The following is a 14,933-nucleotide window of genomic DNA, read 5'->3' as shown; positions in this document are numbered from 1 at the left end:
GTCAAAAGCGCGCCGCAGGACGCGCTTTTCGACCGTGAAGAGAGCCACGACGATGCCACCCGGGGCGGGTTAGACGATCGACCGAACGACGCCGCCGTCGACGCGCAGACCGGCGCCACTTGTCGCCGAAGCTTGCTCCGAGCAGACATAGACGACCATGTTTGCCACTTCTTCGGTGGTCGACAATCGATTGATCAGCGTTGTCGGGCGCATCGTCCTCAGGAAGACTTGCTCCGCTTCTTCCTGGCTGATGCCCTGCGCACGGGCCAACTCGCTCATCATGTTGGACAGGATTTCGGATCTCGTCGGGCCGGGAAGGACCGCGTTGACCGTCACGCCGGTTCCGGCGACCGCTTCCGCAAGGCCCCTCGAAATGGCGAGTTGCGCGGTCTTGGTCGTGCCGTAGTCAATCATCTCTTTCGGGATGTTGAGAGCGGACTCGCTGCTGATGAATACGACCCGTCCCCAACCCCGCTCCATCATCTTCGGCAGATAGTGGCGCGCGGCGCGAACGCCGCTCATGACGTTGAGCTGGAAGAGGCTCAGCCAGTCGTCATCGGTAAGCTCGAAGAACGACTTCGGGCGCGCCGTACCCACATTGTTGACGAGGATATCGGCATCCGGCGCCTGCGCGAACAAGGCTCCGGCCCCTTCTGCCGTTTCCAGATCAGCGGCGACGCCCGTCAGATCGGAGTTTGGGAAAAGCACGCGAATCTCGCGAAGCGCCGCGGCGACACGTTCCTCGCCGCGGCCGTTGATCACGACCGAAGCGCCCGCGCGCGCCAGCCCTTCGGCAATGGCGCGACCAATGCCCGCCGTGGAGCCGGTTACAACGGCCTTACGGCCCTTAAGGTCAATATTCATGAGGTTATTCCTTCAATCAGGACTGAGATAGTGGCGGCTGGTTATCTGATGCGTGAGATGTTGCGTTCGGTTGCGACCTTGGCAAGATCCGCAAGGAGCTTCTCGTGGGTGCGCCAGAAAATGTCGGGTTCGTCCAGGGCCGACAAGCATCGCGCCCATTCGCAGTCAAATGGGATGGAGGGCAACCGAGCGGGATGGGCGATTCCTCGACAGCGGCTGTGCATCGGCGCACCACTTGCGCATGTTGGGAACGCTCTGGCTCCTCACGCATGGGGAAACGTACAAACCAGGCGAGTGCGGCTGGTCATGGAATTCATCGCCACGTAGGCGCCGCTACTCGCAGGGGCAGTCCAGATGCAGCGACCGACGGCAGCAGGCCCATCCGTGAATGGTGCGCCGAAGTAGCCAACGGCACGCGATATGTGAACTTGTCACATATGAGATCGGTATGGAGCCGCCACCTGGCTTATTGGCACGCCATGCGGGTCAATTCCGCGAGCAGGAAATGGTATACGGCGAGATGTACCTGAATTTGTGACGCAACACAGGCTTGCCCGCTAAGCGAACCGCCCAAAGGCTCAGGAAACACCTATCTGCTTGAAAGGTCGCATCAAAAAGGCCGTGATTTTCATCACGACCTTTATAAAATGGCTCCCCGGGCCGGATTCGAACCGGCGACCTGTCGATTAACAGTCGAATGCTCTACCGCTGAGCTACCAGGGATCATCCGCGAAGGGTCGCGGCGTGTGCGGCGGGTAATACAAATGCTTTGCCGTTTTGCCAAGCGGTTTTTGCAAAAAAATCGAACTTCGTTGTTTTATCCCCGGTAAAGCCCCATTTCCCCGGCAAAGCTAAGCCTTTAACCGGTGAGGATATTCGAGAGTGGCAGGCGAACGGAAACCGAGGCGATTTGGAATCGACCCACAAAGCGGCAAACTGGCGCTGGGCAGCGTACAGATTCCCATGCCACGCTCGCGGATCGGCCGGGTCGTCGTCGGTCTCGTCCTGATTTTCGGCGGCGTGCTCGGCTTCCTGCCGATCCTTGGCTTCTGGATGCTGCCGCTCGGCTTCCTGGTGCTCTCCCACGATCTGCCCTTCGTGCGGCGTCAGCGCCGCCGGATCGCGCTCTGGTGGGCAAGGCGGCGGGGGCGTAAGGCCGAACAGCGATAAGGCTGCACGATCAGGCGAACATCGACGCTATGCCCTGGCCGGCGCTGAAGGCTACGTAGGCAAGCACGCCGAAATAGATCACCGTCACGACGTTGAAGAGGTAGCCGCCAAGCACGATCAGCCCGTCGCGCTGGATCATGCCGGTCGACAGAAGCAGGATGGCTATTCCCGGCAGGGTGTTAGAGAAGGGGACCAGCCCCAGCGGAAACATCAACAGCACGCCGCCGGCCGCGATCGCCAGGCCGTTGATCCGGCCGACAAGCCGGCCGGTGGTCAACGCCGAAATGCGCGGCTTCAGGAACCGGTCGAGGCGCGAAACGATGCTGACGCCCTTTTCCAGCGCCGGCAGCAGTTTCTTCGTATCAAGTTCGCGGTCGAGGATTTTCTTCGGCAACCAGGGCAGCCGATTGGCGGTGATCGCCAGGCTGATCAGGATGATCGCCGCGCCGAACACGGTACTGACCCCGGGGATCGACACGGGAAGGAGGAAGGGCAGGGAGGCAATGGCACAGATGAGCAACAGGCCCTGTTCGCCGACCGCATCCATCAATTGCCGCAGCGTCACCGACTGACCCTTGATGCCGTCGATAAGCTGGCGCAGCGTACCGCTCAGCGAAGTTGAGGTGTCGTCGAATTCGATGCTTGCGCTCACTGTTCGTCTCTCCATTCCGCCTTAAAACAGCGGTATGGGTAACAACAAACCGTGTCCTCGCAAAGGCGCGAGCCACAACCTGCCGGAAACGTGAACGCCCGGCGTCTCATGGAAAATCAAAAGGCTACGCCATCCGTTATCGGGCCGTTATCGAGACTGCGCCCAATAGTCGTAGGCTCCGCAGGCCAGCACGATCACGAGGATCGCCAGAACGACCGGATTGAGGGTGGTGATGAATTCCAGATACTGCATGACGGTCTCCTCCTACCGCATGTTCGCCGCCCGGTGCTCCCCCACTCGACGACAATACCATTCTAGCACAGGCGCTGTGCCGCCGCCACTTCAGTGTTGCCGCAGAGACTCTGGCGCATCCCTCCCCGAATCACTAGCATTGCTCCCGGGATTGAAGACGAGGGTGACCATGGGTCTGAGAGTGATCGAGGGTGGGCTTGCGGCCTGCGTGGCGAAGCCTGCCGATGTGGCTGACGGCCAAATGCCGAGCCGCGACGACGTGCTGCGCGAGGCCGAACAGCGGATCAGATCGACCGGGTACGAGACCTGGCGCAATCGCGAAACAATGACCGGCATACCGGTGCCGCGCGAAATCCGTTATCTGGCCATGCAGATCAGTTTCGTCGCCGAAGCCATCGGCAGATTGTCAGACATCCCGGCTGACTTTCGTTCCGATTTCTATTGGCCAGCGTAAGCGCCGCACGCCGTCAGAGACACTGTGTTTCACACTGATCATCGGCCCCGCCCAAAGGGTGAAATCAGTTCAGCATCTTCGCTTCGATGCTGGCGAGAATGAAGGTCTCCCGCACCCTTTCCAAGGGAAGCTTGCGCTGCAGACAGGCGGCGCATTCCTTTAGGGCCTTGATATAATAGGTACCTTCACGCACCGGCCAGCGCCAGTTGAGGTACTCCAGGGCTTCTTTTGGTCCGTGGATGGTTTCTGGGAAACCGTATCCAACGCGTACTCTGACGGGGGAACTCCACACGGAGTCATCTGCTTCAGTTACGTTACTCGTCATGTCCACACCTTGCATTGCGGCGTAGAGAACTCATCCGGAAGCGTTTGGTTCCGTAATTTTGGTGAATTTTTTATGAAGCCAATCCGGAGCGCCGGCCGGCATCCAATCGAGCCGTTTTTTTGACATTCCGGCCAGTTTTTTTCCGAACGTGGACCGCGGGCAGAGATGCGAACTGGCCCGCCCGCATCGGCGTCCGTCATCTTGTGCAGAAAAAAATGGCAATCGGGCCAAACCGCGCTTGCGCGGTTATTCGATTCGTTCTAAACGCCCGACACCACTCGCTCTTTATGCGTTCGGACGGCCTCGTGGCGGAGTGGTGACGCAGAGGACTGCAAATCCTTGCACCCCGGTTCGATTCCGGGCGAGGCCTCCAATTTTCCCTTCTTTCCGGATCAATCCCTCAAATCCAAACACGCTTTGATACCAAGCATTTACCACGCATTTTTGTGTGCGGTGCAACATGGTTAATTTTTTAACCTTCTCCTCCTAGGCTCGGAACAGAAAGGCCTGCTCAGCGATTATTGGGCGGAACGGAAGGAAGGCGTCATGATCACCAGGATTATCAATGTGCATCGCCAGGCGGCCAACGAGGTCGAAGGCACCGGAACGTTCGCCGACGGCATGTTCCCGCTGACCTCCGCTGAACAGTCCGCCTTCGACAAGGGCCATAGCCTGCGCTCCTCCTATGGCCGTGATTATGTGACCGTCCGCAAGCTTGAAGAAGCGCCGCCGGCCTACGCCTGAGCATCGGGATTGCAGGGGAGGGCCGTTCACCTCGGCTTTTTTGCTTCGAAACCGGCCGGCGTCTTGAAAGCATGTCTCGCCGTCAGTAAGACGGACATGCGTGAGCCGGCGCATCGCCGGTGATTTGGGACGACTGAGATGATGGATTTCGAAGCAGCACGGACAAAGATGGTCGAAAATCAGATCCGCACCACCGATGTCACGTCGCATTCGGTTCTGCGGGCCTTCTATAATGTACCGCGCGAAGCTTTCGTGCCGGCCAAGGCAAAGTCGCTCGCCTATATCGACAAGGATATCGAGGTGGCGCCTGGGCGCTACCTGATGGAGGCTTCGCCGCTTGCCAAGCTTCTGCAGCTCGCGGCGATCACCAAGGATGATGTCGTGCTCGAAATTGGCACCGGCAGCGGTTATGCGACCGCCGTCCTGTCGCTGATCGCTGGCTCCGTGGTTTCGCTGGAGGCGGATGAGGCGCTGGCCTCGCAGGCGACTGGAACGCTCTCCTCGCTTGGCTACGACAATGTCGCGGTCGTTACCGGCGAACTCGAAAAGGGTTATCCTGCCGAGGCCCCCTATGACCTGGTCTTCGTCAACGGTGCCGTCGAGGAAGTGCCTGCCGCTCTTCTGGAGCAGCTGCGCGACGGCGGCCGGCTGATCGCAGTCGTCGGTTACGGCAATGCCGCCCAGGCGAAGGTGCTGGTGAAGGAACAGGGCTCGATTTCCGAAAGCGCCTATTTCAATGCGTCGGTCAAGCCGCTGCCAGGCTTTCGCAAGGTCAAGGAATTCGTGTTCTGATTGCTCCGACACGATCGAATGCCATGAACGGAAGGGGCCTTGCGGCCCCTTTGTCGTTTCTGTCGACGCCATCCGGTTATTTCATCCAGCTGTCATCTGTTCCGGTAAGTGTGACTAACGGGATTCACAACGCCAACAAAACTGTGTATCCGTAGGAAGCCTGGGGCACTTGTCATTGTTTCCAGCCCCCCCAAGACCTTAGAGTAACGTCGATTCGGTTCACCCTCCACGGGGCCGAGTCGAGTGCCGGTAACAGCGGGGATGAAAATGGCTCAGCCAAATGTAGCGCGTGAACCCTCCATGGAAGAAATCTTGGCGTCCATTCGCCGGATCATTGAAAGCAATGAGCCGAACGCCGAGAACGCGCTCAACGGCCAGCTCCCTCCGGTCTATGGCGAGGATGAGATCGAAGACGGCGAAGAGCCGGGCTTCGTCCCGGACATGGCTGCCAATGACCGCGGCGCGCCCTCCCGCAACGAACCGATGAGCTACGCGCAAGGGTCGTCGGGCCAGCCGGCGCAGCAGGATCGTACCCTGTCACTCGCCGACGTCGCCGCAAGGGTTCGCGCCGCTTCGGTCCGCCAGCAGGAAACCGGCCCGGTGCGCCTTTCCACCGCTTCGACTGCGCCGACGCTCTCTCCGGCGCAAACACCGTCTTCGCCCGCACCGGCGGCACGCCAGGAAGAGCCGGCTCCGCTTCGTCCCCAGATGCCGCGCATGCCCGAATTCCGCGAACCGGTCACCCAGGCCGCCGCCCCAGTCACGCAGGCAGCGCCGGCTTCGCAGCCGGAACCGGTCCAGCGCGTCATGATGCCGGTTTTCGATCCGCCGCTGTCGGCTTCCAGCAGAGCCGAGGCGCCGGTGCGGCCTGAACCAAAGGTCGAACCGAAGGCAGAACCGAAATTCGCCGCGGAACAGGCCCCGCGCAGCCTGCCGGCCAAGATCGAGGAGACGGCTAACCTCCTGTCAGCCGAAGCCGGCGCTCAGGTCGCAAAATCCTTCAGCGAGCTTGCCTCGGTGTTCAACGGCATGGAACGCCGCTCGCTCGAGGACATGGCCGGCGACATGCTGCGCCCGATGCTGCAGGAATGGCTGGACGACAACCTGCCGACGCTGGTCGAGCGCCTGGTGCGCGAGGAAATCGAACGCGTCTCCCGCGGCACGCGCCGCTGAGCCAGCGGCTGGCGTAGCCAACCCGCCCGCAAGGCTGATCGATACGGCCGCTCCGGTGACGGGGCGGCTTTTTTATTGACTTGGAACACCCCATCCTATTTACACCCCGATAGCTCTCAAAGAACAAAAACGGGTCAGGAAATGCTCGAAAAGACCTATGATTCCGCAGAAGTAGAACCGAGGATCGCCAAGGCCTGGGACGAGGCCGACGCTTTCCGCGCCGGCGTCAACGCCAAGCCGGGCGCGGAAACCTTCACGATCGTCATCCCGCCGCCGAACGTCACCGGTTCGCTGCATATGGGCCACGCGCTCAACAACACGCTGCAGGACATCATGATCCGCTTCGAGCGGATGCGCGGCAAGGACGTGCTGTGGCAGCCCGGCATGGACCATGCGGGCATCGCCACCCAGATGGTCGTCGAGCGCCAATTGATGGAGCGCCAGCTTCCGGGCCGCCGCGAAATGGGCCGCGAGGCCTTCGTCGACAAAATCTGGGAGTGGAAGGAAGAATCGGGTGGGCTGATCTTCAACCAGCTGAAGCGTCTCGGTGCTTCCTGTGACTGGTCCCGCGAGCGTTTCACCATGGACGAGGGGCTTTCGGCCGCGGTCCTGGAAGTCTTCGTCACCCTCTACAAGCAGGGCTTGATCTACAAGGACAAGCGTCTCGTCAACTGGGACCCGAAGCTGCTGACCGCGATCTCCGACATGGAAGTCGAGCAGATCGAGATCAACGGCAATCTGTGGCACCTGCGTTATCCGCTCGAAGACGGCGTCACCTATCAGTATCCCGTTGCCTTCGACGAAGACGGCAACGCCACCGAATTCGAGACGCGGGACTATATCGTCGTCGCGACGACACGTCCCGAAACCATGCTCGGCGATACCGGTATTGCGGTCAATCCGGATGACGAACGTTACAGGTCGATCGTCGGCAAACATGTCATCCTGCCGATCGTTGGCCGCAGGATCCCGATCGTCGCGGACGATTACGCCGATCCGACGGCCGGCAGCGGCGCGGTCAAGATCACGCCGGCCCACGACTTCAACGACTTCGAAGTCGGCAAGCGGGCAGGGCTGCGCCGAATCAATGTTCTCGATATCGACGGAACGGTGACCATCAAGGACAACGAGGATTTTCTGGAGGGCCTGGACAATCCAGCCGCCTTGCATGGTGCCTGGGACCGGCTGGAAGGCCAGGATCGGTTCACGGCCCGCAAGATCATTGTCGAAATATTCGAGGAAGCCGGGCTGCTCGACAAGATCGAGCCGCACAAGCACATGGTGCCGCATGGCGACCGCGGCGGCGTGCCGATCGAGCCGCGCCTGACGGAACAATGGTGGGTGGATAACAAGACGCTCGCCCAGCCGGCGATCGCCTCGGTTCGCGAAGGCCGCACCAAGTTTGTTCCGAAGAACTGGGAAAACACCTATTTCCAGTGGATGGAGAACATCCAGCCGTGGTGCATTTCCCGCCAGCTCTGGTGGGGACACCAGATTCCGGCCTGGTACGGCCCGGACGGCCAGGTCTTCGTCGAAAAGACCGAGGAAGAGGCGCTGCAGGCGGCAATTCAGCACTATCTGTCGCACGAAGGACCGATGAAGGCCCTCGTCGAGGACCTGCTGGAGAACTTCAAGCCGGGTGAAATCCTGACCCGCGACGAGGACGTGCTCGACACCTGGTTCTCGTCCGCGCTGTGGCCGTTCTCGACCCTGGGATGGCCGGAACACACCCCGGAACTGAAGCGGTATTATCCGACCAACGTGCTCGTCACGGGTTTCGATATCATTCCGTTCTGGGTCGTTCGCATGATGCAGATGGGTCTGCACTTCATGAAGGACGAGGAGGGCAATCCGGTCGAGCCCTTCCACACCGTCTACATTCACGCCCTGGTGCGCGACAAGAACGGTCAGAAGATGTCGAAGTCGAAGGGCAACGTCATCGATCCGCTCGACCTGATCGACGAATACGGTGCCGACGCGCTGCGTTTCACGCTGGCGATCATGGCGGCGCAGGGGCGCGATGTGAAGCTCGATCCGGCCCGCATCGCCGGTTACCGCAATTTCGGCACCAAGCTCTGGAACGCCACCCGCTTTGCCGAGATGAACGGCGTCAAGCGTGATCCGGCTTTCCTGCCGGAGGCAACGGCGCTGACCGTCAACCGCTGGATCCTGACCGAACTTTCCGCCACGATCCGCGACGTCACCGAGGCGATCGAGACCCAGCGTTTCAACGAAGCTTCGGCTTCGCTCTACCGGTTCGTGTGGAACCAGGTCTGCGACTGGTATCTTGAACTGCTGAAGCCAATCTTCATGAGCGAGGACGAAAGTGCCAAGGTCGAGGCGCAGGCCTGCGCTGCCTATGTGCTGGAGGAGACCTACAAGCTCCTCCATCCGTTCATGCCGTTCATGACGGAAGAGCTCTGGGCCCATACCGAAATGCGCGATGGCCTGCTTTGCCATGCCGATTGGCCGGCACCGGAATTCGCCGATCAGGCGGCTGCGGAGGAGATCAACTGGCTGGTCGATCTCGTGACCGGCCTGCGCTCGGCCCGCGCCGAGATGAACGTACCGCCATCGGCCGTTGCGCCGCTGATCGTTGTCGGCGCCAACGAGTTGACCCAGGCGCGTCTGCGCCGTCATGAGGCGGCCGTCCGCCGCCTAGCACGTGTGGCAACCATCGAGCTTGCCGACGTGGCCCCGAAGGGTTCCGCCCAGATCGTCGTCGGCGAGGCGACCGCCTGCCTGCCGCTCGGCAACCTGATCGACCTGGTGGCGGAAAAGGCGCGCATCGAGAAGGCAGTTGGAAAGACCGAGGCCGAGATGGATCGTATCGGCAAGAAGCTGGCCAACGAGAAGTTCGTTGCCAATGCCGACCCAGAAGTGGTTGCTGCCGAGCGCGAGCGCTTTGCCGAACTGGAAGTTCAGATGGCGAACCTGAAGACCGCTCTTCTGCGTATCAGCGAAGCCGGCTGACCGTCTTCATCGTGAATCAGTTCGATAAGGGATGCCGCGCCGGAAACGACGCGGCATTTTCATTTTTCGCAACCGTTTGTTGGTCTGGTTCGGCATGTGTGCAACTGCTCACAAGCAGAAAGCCGTATTGTTGCCACATTGTCACAGGTAGCCGGCTTAAAATAATATAATTCCAATTTTAACGATCGCATTAGCGGAGAAAGAGTAATTTTGTGCCGAAATCGGCATCAAAGCCCCGGTTCCTGGTTTGCTTACGTAAATCTATAACGTGTTTGCGCCGCGAAGCGCCGGACAGCCGAAAGTTGTCAATCGGAGCGAACCATCTAGAGTGATTTCGGTCACTTACCAGGGAGTGGGAGATTTTATGGTAAGCAAACTAATCTCAAGGGGCGCCTTTGCTCTCGTAGCAGGATGCACCCTTCAGTCGCCTGCGCTCGCAGGTGGCATCGAGCGGGGCGGATACAATATCGATCTGCTTTTTGATCCGTCTCCGGTCGTGATCGAGTCCACGGCTACTTTCGTGATGCCCCAGAGGAAGCTCAAGAACGTCACCGATACATTCGCAGGAGATGGTCCACTCAATGGCTTGGGCTATTCTAACTCGGCAAAGGAGACGGAGGACTACTGGTCTCCGCGTATCGGCGCCAAGGCGGGCTTCGAGGGGTTTGACTGCTTGGTCGACTACTCGCAGCCCTACGGCGCTCATACCAATCCAGGCTCCCGTTGGGCCGGGGCAAACCAGAACATCGAAACAAAGATCAACAGCGACAACTACGCGCTGACCTGCTCCTATAAATTCGATGCAGGTCCGGGCGACCTGCGTGTCATAGCAGGTGCAAACTATCTCCAGATGGACGGCTTCAAGGAGCGCCTAGTCGTCGCGCCGGAACTTATCGCCGGTGCCGGCCTTACGGGCTCTGGTGTCGGCCGCCTCAACCTTGAAGGTGACGGCTGGGGCTGGCGGGCAGGTGTCGCCTACGAAATTCCGGAATACGCGCTGCGCGCCAGCCTGATGTACTATAGTCAGGTGAAACTGGATAGCGTCACGGGCGAGGTCGATCTTACCCACCTTCCAGTGGGCCTCGGGGTCCCGGGCGCCAGCACGATCATTCCGGTCGAGGGCTCAACCGCTATGCCGGAGGCTATCGAACTCAAGCTGCAGTCTGGCATCGCTCCCGATTGGCTCGCGTTCGGATCGGTCAAATGGACCAATTGGAGCGTATTGCAGCGGATCCCGTTCTACAATGCCGGCGGCGTGGAAGTCACCGCGCTTGAACTCGGATACCGGGACGGCTGGACGGTTACCGGCGGCGTAGGCCACAAGTTCAACGAACAGTGGAGCGGTGCGGTTAGCCTGACATGGGATCGTGGGACTTCGCAGGGCTTCGGCTCCCTCACGGATACCTGGACTGTCGGCGCAGGTGTCTCCTATTCGCCGAACAAGAATGTCGAGATTCGCCTTGCCGGCGTGCTTGGTATCCTAACCAGCGGCAGCTCGGGCGCCGTGGCCATCAACGGCATCCCCGCCGGCGACGAAGCAAGCTATCGCTTCGGCAACGACCTGGTTGCTGCTCTCTCCACTTCTTTGAAAGTCAAATTCTGACTTCACTTGATTGAGGCTAGAGAGCCCGGTCGCGACCGGGCTTTTTTGTGGCGAATTTTAATTCAGCTGAGGAAGGTTTCGTCGCTTCTCTTGTRACGATTTGGCAACACTTTTCCGAGACTATTGTCAGGGCCCTTGAGAGGGGCGTTTCTGTCCACTTCCCGCCACAAACGGGGAGCAGCGATAGAGGAAGAACAGGCGCGGAACGCGGGGGCGGGGCGCGTAATTGGAGTATCATGGGCGGGTTTCTTCATGAAAAGCCGGGCTTTTTGCGCTCAGGTAGGCGGATTCTGATGCCGTCCTGTCCTGCCGCAATCGCTGCGGTTATGGGTCCTAGTCTTGCCGAAAACGGCAGCTACAGTTTCATTCGTCTCTCGGGAGGAGCAGGCGCGGGATATTCCCGGATAAATCTTGTTCCGGCAGCGAGCGACGCTCGGGCTGCGGCGGGTCGTCGCGCGCGGAGTGAAAGAAACTGAACCATGCCGAAGTGTGACATCGGATCCATGAGAGTATTGCTTCTTGGAGCGTCGCTCGCCTCGATTTTGGCGGGATCGGCTGCGGCCTTCGATATCAAATCGGGCGTGACGAAAGAGTCCGGTCCCTTCGATCTCTTCAAGTTCGGCTTTAAGGCCTATAAGAACGGCCAGAAGGAAGATGCGGTCGAAGCCTATCGTTATGCCGCCGAGAAAGGCCATACCGGCTCGCGCTGGGCGCTTGCCAATATGTACGCCTATGGCGACGGCGTCGCAAAGGACGATTTCGAGGCCTTCAAGATCTATAACGAGATCGCCGCGCAGGGCGTCGAGCCCGGTTCGGAAGATACCGGCTTCTTCGTTAATGCGCTTCTGTCGCTGGCCAACTATTATCGCCGCGGCATTCCCGGCAGCCCGATCAAGCCTGATCTTTCACAGGCACGGCAACTCTATTTCCAGGCGGCATCCACATTCGGCGTGGCGGAAGCCCAGTTCCAGCTCGCCCGGATGATTCTCGCAGGCGAGGGCGGTACCGCCAATATCCAGCAGGCGAAGAAATGGCTGAACCAGGCCCGCAAGAGCGGCCATGCGGGCGCCATGTCGGTTTTCGGCAACGTTCTCTTCCAGGAAGGCCAGACGGTGCGGGGGCTCGCCTTCATGACGGCGGCACTCGACAAGTGTACCGCCAAGGAATGTGTCTGGATGCAGCAATTGCAGGAGCAGGCATTTTCGGTGGTCGGCGAAGAGGATCGCCGCGGCGCGGTCGCCCTGTCGCAGGAATTTGCCCGAGGCGTCGAATAACTGACGCCTCGCCGATCTTTCGGACGATCAGCCGAAATCGAACATGCCGATGACGGGCACGTGGTCCGACGGCTTTTCCCAAGCCCGCACATGTTTCTCGATCGCCGTCGATTTCAGTCTGTCTGCGGCTTCCGCCGATAGCAGAAGATGATCGATGCGGATGCCGTTGTTCTTTTGCCAGGCGCCCGCCTGATAATCCCAGAAAGAGTAGAGCTTGGTGGCGTCGGTCGTGGCGCGCACCGCATCGACGAGGCCGAGATTTTCGAGCCTGCGGAAAGCGGCGCGGGTCTGTGGCAGGAAAAGAGCATCCGTCGCCCAGGCGGCCGGATCGAAGCAGTCATGCGGCTCGGGAATGACGTTGTAGTCGCCGGCAAGGATCAGCGGCTCTTCGAGGAGAAGGCAGTTCTGCGCATGCAGGCGCAGCCGCTCCATCCAGGCCAACTTGTAGGGGTATTTGACTGGGTCGTCGGCTGGATTGCCATTCGGCAGGTAGATGGAGGCGACGCGGATTGCGCCGCCCGGTACCGAAAAGACGCCTTCGATGTAACGCGACTGCTCGTCCGTCTGTCCGTCCGGGCCTTCGCCGCCAGGTAGACCCCGCATCACTTCGTCGGGCCTGGTCTTCGACAGCAGCGCAACGCCATTGAACCCTTTCTGGCCGTGGGTCTCGACATGATAGCCGAGCGCCTCGATCTCCAGCCGCGGGAAGGTCTCATCGACGGACTTGATCTCCTGCAGGCAGACGATGTCCGGGGAGGAATCGGTCAGCCACTGACGCAGGTTGTCGATGCGCGCTTTGACGCCGTTGATGTTCCAGGTGGCGATCTTCATCGGCCCTTGCCTCCCACTGTTCGCTTCCTCTTTTAGCGAAAGAGGAAGCGTTGGGAAGGGCGAAGTGCGTAAGGGAGGATGTTATCAGATCGAGAAACTGGTGCCGCAGCCGCAGCTGGCAACCGCGTTCGGGTTCTTGATCTGGAAGGATTGGCCGAGCAGGTTGTCGACGAAGTCGATCTCCGAGCCCGCCATATAGACGAGCGAGAGGCTGTCGATCAGCACCTTGGCGTCGCCGTTGGCGATCACCACGTCGTCGTCCTCGGGCGCTTCGGCGAGATCGAACTTGTAGGAGAAGCCCGAACAGCCGCCGCCTTCGACCGAGACGCGCAGCGCCTGCTTGCCGGCTTCGTTGCCGACGATTTCGGCGATGCGCTTGGCCGCCGCATTTGAAAGAGTTACATTGGTTTCCATATTATCCGCCTCCTGCCGGGTTCAAGGCCCGGAGAGATTCCTGTCACCGGCATTGCGCACAGCTCCACTATAGGTATGAAGACGTGAAGGGCACGTCAATGGGCGGCAGGCGGCGGATGAACAAACAGGTGACGGCATGACGATCGATACCAGGGCGCTGGGTTTCGGCAGTGGCGAGCGCGCGGTCTACGCCGCCAACCCCTGGGCGTCGCGCGGGCGCCTGTTTCCCGAAGACGGCAGCCTGACGCGTTCGGAGTTCCAGCGCGACCGTGACCGGATCGTCCACACCACCGCATTCCGGCGGCTGAAGCACAAGACGCAGGTGTTCATCAGCCCTGACGGCGACCATTACCGCACCCGGCTGACCCATACGATCGAGGTGGCGCAGATCGCCCGCGCGCTTGCCCGCGCCCTGAAGCTCGACGAAGATCTCGCCGAAGGCGTGGCGCTGGTGCACGACTTCGGCCATACGCCATTCGGCCATACCGGCGAAGATGCGCTGGACGAGATGCTGAAGCCCTTTGGCGGCTTCGACCATAACGCCCAGTCGCTCCGCATCGTCACCAAGCTCGAGCGCCGATATGCGGATTTCGACGGGCTCAATCTCACCTGGGAAAGCCTCGAAGGCCTCGTCAAGCACAATGGTCCGCTGCTCAGCGCCACCGGCGAGGGCACCCGCGGCCCCGTGCCGCAGCCGATCCGCGACTATTGCGAGCTGCATGATCTGGAACTCGCGAGCTATGCCAGCCTGGAGGCGCAGGTCGCGGCAATCGCCGACGATATCGCCTACAACACTCATGACATCGACGACGGGCTGCGCTCCGGCCTGTTGACCTTCGAGATGCTCGATGATGTGCCCTTCCTCGCCAAGCTGATGGCGGAGGTGAGGGCACGTTATCCGCACCTTGAGCCGAGCCGTTTTGCCCATGAGATCATGCGCCGGCAGATCACTCACATGGTCGAGGACGTAATCGACGTGGCGCAGCACAACCTCGACAAGGTGGATCCGCTGAGCGCCGCTGACGTCCGCTCCGCTGGGCATGTCATCGCCACCTTTTCTGGAGAGATGGCCGAGACCGACCGCTGCATCAAAAAGCTGCTGTTTTCGCGCATCTACCGGCATCCCGACATCATGCGCATCCGCGCCGGCGCCTCCCAGATCGTCTCGGATCTGTTCAACGCCTATATGAATGATCCGTCGCTGATGCGCAGCCATTATTGGGTCAACCATATCGCCGGTCTCGGCGAGACGGCGAGGGCGCGTCATGTCGGCGATTATCTTGCCGGGATGACCGATACCTTCGCCATCAAGGCGCATGGCGAGCTGTTTGACCAGACTCCGGATTTGCGCTAGGCACCGCCACCAATGACACTGGCCAGCAAGGGTCCTCGGCATGTATCGGGGATAATTG

Annotated in this window: 14 protein-coding genes and 2 tRNA genes; 10 read left to right on the top strand and 6 right to left on the bottom strand. The window is 60.4% G+C overall.

All coding sequences use genetic code 11. From position 1 onward, the window contains the following. Positions 1-69 precede the first annotated feature (69 nt). Positions 70-864, bottom strand: a complete 795-nt coding sequence (locus AC1D3C_RS08895; protein ID WP_038542354.1) for an SDR family NAD(P)-dependent oxidoreductase — start codon at positions 862-864, stop codon at positions 70-72. Positions 865-1,512: 648 nt separating this feature from the next. Then, positions 1,513-1,587 (bottom strand) — tRNA-Asn (locus tag AC1D3C_RS08890). Between the two features lie 159 nt (positions 1,588-1,746). On the opposite strand from AC1D3C_RS08890, the gene AC1D3C_RS08885 reads away from it, so the two are divergent. Further along, on the top strand, positions 1,747-2,034 hold the full coding sequence (locus AC1D3C_RS08885) for a hypothetical protein (RefSeq protein ID WP_477482618.1): 288 nt from the start codon (positions 1,747-1,749) through the stop codon (positions 2,032-2,034). A gap of 10 nt (positions 2,035-2,044) precedes the next feature. Here the strand turns inward: AC1D3C_RS08885 and AC1D3C_RS08880 are convergent, their stop codons facing one another. Beyond that, the gene (locus AC1D3C_RS08880) at positions 2,045-2,701 is read right to left on the bottom strand and encodes an exopolysaccharide biosynthesis protein (protein ID WP_477482617.1); all 657 of its coding nucleotides are present in this window, start codon (positions 2,699-2,701) and stop codon (positions 2,045-2,047) included. Positions 2,702-3,107: 406 nt separating this feature from the next. On the opposite strand from AC1D3C_RS08880, the gene AC1D3C_RS08875 reads away from it, so the two are divergent. Then, positions 3,108-3,392, top strand: a complete 285-nt coding sequence (locus AC1D3C_RS08875) for a hypothetical protein (RefSeq protein WP_477482616.1) — start codon at positions 3,108-3,110, stop codon at positions 3,390-3,392. Positions 3,393-3,456: 64 nt separating this feature from the next. On the opposite strand, the gene AC1D3C_RS08870 is transcribed toward AC1D3C_RS08875, so the two are convergent. Continuing rightward, positions 3,457-3,717, bottom strand: a complete 261-nt coding sequence (locus AC1D3C_RS08870) for a DUF982 domain-containing protein (protein WP_191969539.1) — start codon at positions 3,715-3,717, stop codon at positions 3,457-3,459. Between the two features lie 299 nt (positions 3,718-4,016). On the opposite strand from AC1D3C_RS08870, the gene AC1D3C_RS08865 reads away from it, so the two are divergent. From AC1D3C_RS08865 to exoR, 7 genes are all read left to right on the top strand, one after another. Then, positions 4,017-4,090: transfer RNA gene (locus AC1D3C_RS08865), tRNA-Cys, on the top strand. A 173-nt stretch (positions 4,091-4,263) separates the two neighbouring features. Continuing rightward, on the top strand, positions 4,264-4,461 hold the full coding sequence (locus AC1D3C_RS08860; RefSeq protein WP_038542362.1) for a hypothetical protein: 198 nt from the start codon (positions 4,264-4,266) through the stop codon (positions 4,459-4,461). A 138-nt stretch (positions 4,462-4,599) separates the two neighbouring features. After that, positions 4,600-5,253 carry a protein-L-isoaspartate O-methyltransferase family protein gene (locus tag AC1D3C_RS08855; protein WP_247035322.1) on the top strand — a complete coding sequence of 218 codons (654 nt, stop codon included), beginning with the start codon at positions 4,600-4,602 and terminating at the stop codon, positions 5,251-5,253. 267 nt (positions 5,254-5,520) lie between these two features. Continuing rightward, positions 5,521-6,426 (top strand): PopZ family protein, encoded by a 906-nt coding sequence (locus AC1D3C_RS08850; RefSeq protein ID WP_477482615.1) that lies wholly within the window; start codon positions 5,521-5,523, stop codon positions 6,424-6,426. A gap of 141 nt (positions 6,427-6,567) precedes the next feature. Next, positions 6,568-9,399 (top strand): valine--tRNA ligase, encoded by a 2,832-nt coding sequence (locus AC1D3C_RS08845; RefSeq protein ID WP_477482614.1) that lies wholly within the window; start codon positions 6,568-6,570, stop codon positions 9,397-9,399. 364 nt (positions 9,400-9,763) lie between these two features. Further along, on the top strand, positions 9,764-11,002 hold the full coding sequence (locus AC1D3C_RS08840) for an OmpP1/FadL family transporter (protein WP_477482613.1): 1,239 nt from the start codon (positions 9,764-9,766) through the stop codon (positions 11,000-11,002). Positions 11,003-11,505: 503 nt separating this feature from the next. After that, entirely contained in the window at positions 11,506-12,276 is a 771-nt protein-coding gene (gene exoR, locus AC1D3C_RS08835; protein ID WP_437439993.1) for an exopolysaccharide production regulator ExoR, read from the top strand. Between the two features lie 27 nt (positions 12,277-12,303). Here exoR and xth read toward each other — a convergent pair whose 3' ends face one another. Together xth and erpA are read right to left on the bottom strand one after the other, a co-directional pair. After that, positions 12,304-13,107, bottom strand: coding sequence for an exodeoxyribonuclease III (gene xth, locus AC1D3C_RS08830; RefSeq protein ID WP_038542371.1), 804 nt, complete (start codon positions 13,105-13,107; stop codon positions 12,304-12,306). 84 nt (positions 13,108-13,191) lie between these two features. Next, on the bottom strand, positions 13,192-13,521 hold the full coding sequence (gene erpA / locus AC1D3C_RS08825) for an iron-sulfur cluster insertion protein ErpA (RefSeq protein ID WP_113128862.1): 330 nt from the start codon (positions 13,519-13,521) through the stop codon (positions 13,192-13,194). 136 nt (positions 13,522-13,657) lie between these two features. Between erpA and AC1D3C_RS08820 the strand changes: the two genes are divergently transcribed. Further along, positions 13,658-14,875: a deoxyguanosinetriphosphate triphosphohydrolase gene (locus tag AC1D3C_RS08820; RefSeq protein ID WP_477482612.1), complete on the top strand. Its 1,218-nt coding sequence runs from the start codon at positions 13,658-13,660 to the stop codon at positions 14,873-14,875. Positions 14,876-14,933: the final 58 nt, after the last annotated feature.

The organism is Neorhizobium sp. P1_A6 (assembly GCF_056406795.1).
The sequence above is the reverse complement of the archived record's forward strand: the minus strand, read 5'-3'. Positions and strand labels throughout refer to the sequence as shown.